The sequence below is a fragment of the Arcicella sp. LKC2W genome, assembly GCF_034931005.1.
Lineage (GTDB): Bacteria > Bacteroidota > Bacteroidia > Cytophagales > Spirosomataceae > Arcicella.
The window spans coordinates 1-2,391 of the sequence record NZ_JAYGIN010000061.1 but is presented as its reverse complement, the minus strand read 5'-3'; the positions used below and the strand labels follow the sequence as shown (position 1 = coordinate 2,391).

Annotated in this window: 2 protein-coding genes; both read right to left on the bottom strand. The window is 42.5% G+C overall.

The genetic code is table 11. The features are described from left to right. Positions 1–226: 226 nt before the first annotated feature. The gene (locus tag VB796_RS23640) at positions 227–1,348 is read right to left on the bottom strand and encodes an IS91 family transposase (protein ID WP_323349063.1); all 1,122 of its coding nucleotides are present in this window, start codon (positions 1,346–1,348) and stop codon (positions 227–229) included. Further along, the gene (locus VB796_RS23635; protein WP_323349062.1) at positions 1,345–2,115 is read right to left on the bottom strand and encodes a tyrosine-type recombinase/integrase; all 771 of its coding nucleotides are present in this window, start codon (positions 2,113–2,115) and stop codon (positions 1,345–1,347) included. Before VB796_RS23635 ends, VB796_RS23640 begins: the two co-directional genes overlap by 4 nt. Positions 2,116–2,391: the final 276 nt, after the last annotated feature.

The following is a 2,391-nucleotide window of genomic DNA, read 5'->3' as shown; positions in this document are numbered from 1 at the left end:
CAACAACTAAGCGTTCGTTGGGTACGCAGTGCCAACAATGAACGCTATGTTGAACGTAACCTGCGGTAGCGGAGTTAGATTGATGAAAAGATGTCTATGGGTTTCTCGACACGAGCGTGTCTTCTTGGAAGAGACCAATTTTGTGTTTTTGGTCTGTAAGTGAATGGTAATCAGTAATTTGCCCTCAATATTTTCGGTTTAGCACACACCTTCCCCTACCCAAATGCTATGCCTTCGAGGATAGTACTAAATTCAATAATTGCACATATTCTTCGGGTGGTCCTCGGCTATCGAAGGTCACAATTGTTACCATTTTCCCCTTTTGGCAGCATGGACAAATATTTATTCTTAGCCCTTTTACCACTTTCGGAACAGGTGTAAGTCCCAATTTTATCTGTAATTCAAAGAGTTTAGATCGCTTCCACGTGCTACTCAAAATCCCGTAGTGTCTAATCCGCACAAACCGTTTCGGTAGAATATGTTGAGAAAATCTGCGGATAAATTCTGCATGGGTCAAAGTCATTAATTTTACTTTAGCCTCGTCCCGATAATCTTTGTAGGTAAACGTAACCGTCTCATTGTCAATGGCTTTGATGCGGTGATTTGAGATGGCGACTTTATGGGTGTAGCGCCCCAAGTACTCAATAACTGCCTTCGGATTTCCAAAGGGGCGTTTTGCATAGACGACCCAATCCTTTAAAAATAACCCGTTGTAAAGCTTTTGGTCAAGGTCTAATTGTTTCCTCAATTCTGCCACAAATTTTGCCCGAAACACCTTCGCCATTGCCTTGACGGGGTATAAGAATTTACCCTTGTTTTTGGCATATTTCCAGTTGCCATCTTGATCAATTCCACCGCCAGGAATAATGCAGTGCAGGTGTGGGTGCAAGCTCAAATTCTGTCCCCAAGTATGCAGAATCGCAATCATACCGCCCTTAGTACTGAGGCGTTTTGGGTTTTTAAAGAAGGTTTCTATCACTTCCCAACTAACCTTAAAAAGTATGTCGTATAACACTTTGGGTTCATACATCGCCACGGGATTTAACTCGCTGGGCAAGGTGAAGACCACGTGAAAATATGGTACTGGTAAGAGTTCGCTTTCTCGGGCGGTAATCCAATCTTCTCGTTTTTCGCCTTGACACTTATTGCAGTGTCTGTTTCGACAAGAATTGTAACTCAAACTCAGATGTCCACAATCATCGCAAGCATCAATATGCCTACCCAGACTGGCAGTTCGACATCTTTTCAGAGCATCCAAAGTCCGATATTGCCAAGCATTAAGTTTCAGATTTTGGACTTTTGTCCAGTGTTTTTCCAATATTTCCGCCACTTCAAAGGCGGGTTTCATATTGGATAAAGTGTATCCAGAGGACTAAATGCTTTGTTGTTCCCCGACTGTGCCACGTGCAGATAAATCATGGTTGTGTCGATGGAATGATGTCCCAATAAATCCTTGATGGTCAATATATCCAAGCCGTCTTCCAACAGATGCGTTGCGTAAGTATGTCTCAACGTATGCACGCTCACGTCCTTAGAAATTCCTGCCTTTTTGACTGCTTGTGTGATTGCCCATTGAACCCCTCGTTGACTGTATCGCCCATCGAAGTCACCGCCCGAACGGTCTGCCAGTGGTTGTCCGTTAAAGAGCCATTGCTTAGGCTTTTCGGTTTGAATATAATGCTTTAATCCACGAATAAGGTGCTGACTTAAAGGGACATACCTATCCTTCCCTCCTTTCCCTTGACGGACGTGAAGGGCGGCTCGTTCAAAGTCTAAATCGGATAATTGGACGTTTCTGGCTTCGAAACAGCGAAGTCCACAACCATACAAAAGACCAATCAAAATCCGATGTTTGAGTAAATCGGGAGCGAGTAAAAGCCGTTTCATTTCGGATTTACTCAGTACCACAGGCAATTTATTAGAGCGTTTGAGTTTGGGTAATTTGATGTGGTCTTCAGAGATATTTTCAACTTTGAACAGAGCACGAAGTCCATAAATGGTGTGCTTGAAATAGGTTTCGGAAGGGGTGTTGTGTTGCTGTTGGAGGGAATAAAGGTAGTCGTTTATTTGGGCTTCGGTTAAAGAAGTGGGAAGACATTTGAAATGCAATGCCATCACTGCCAAAAGCCGTGAATAATTCTGAAAGGTACTATGAGCTCTACCCGAAATAGAAAGATTTACCTTTAACTTTTGGATTTGTTCGGCGAATCCAATAACTTGTTTACTCGCTTGAACAAGAAGCGTATGCTGACCTATTTGGTCAGCTGGTTTTTTTTGTCATGGTACAATTATCGTTTAATATTGAATTGCTAAATGTAGGAAATATTTAGCACAAATGTTTGACCGCCAGAAGTTTGAATAACGAGAAGCTACCGCAGGTTTCGTTCAACA

Bases quoted from the DNA above. Each gene is read 5' to 3' on its own strand.
- VB796_RS23640 (WP_323349063.1), bottom strand. From the start codon at position 1,348: ATGAAACCCGCCTTTGAAGTGGCGGAAATATTGGAAAAACACTGGACA.
- VB796_RS23635 (WP_323349062.1), bottom strand. From the start codon at position 2,115: ATGGCATTGCATTTCAAATGTCTTCCCACTTCTTTAACCGAAGCCCAA.